Source organism: Pseudoalteromonas sp. GW168-MNA-CIBAN-0100 (genome assembly GCF_040309225.1).
Taxonomy (GTDB): Bacteria; Pseudomonadota; Gammaproteobacteria; order Enterobacterales; family Alteromonadaceae; genus Pseudoalteromonas; species Pseudoalteromonas arctica.
The window spans coordinates 1-272 of the sequence record NZ_JBEOOL010000553.1 but is presented as its reverse complement, the minus strand read 5'-3'; the positions used below and the strand labels follow the sequence as shown (position 1 = coordinate 272).

Genomic DNA, 272 nt, shown 5'->3' with positions numbered 1-272 from the left:
GGGTAAGCATATTATTAATAAAAGCGACGGTAACAGCTCAAATAACTTATTTAACATTAAGTCAGATAAAAGCTGGCAGGGCGAAAAAGCTAACAAAGTAACCTTAGAGTTTGAACAAGGCGCTGCAGTTAAAAAACAAGCCAGTTTTAGGGCTTACGACTCAATAAAAGACAGCGTGAACGACTTTGTTGATTTTTTAACTCAAAATCCACGCTATCAACAAGCATTACAAAATACCGCCAAACCGGCAGTGTTTTTAGACTCATTACAAC

General features: G+C 37.1%; 1 protein-coding gene. It reads left to right on the top strand.

Annotated features, from left to right (window positions below; all coding sequences use genetic code 11):
- The coding region (locus AAEY62_RS22395; protein ID WP_350636609.1) for a glucosaminidase domain-containing protein at nt 1-272 on the top strand (272 nt) is incomplete at both ends.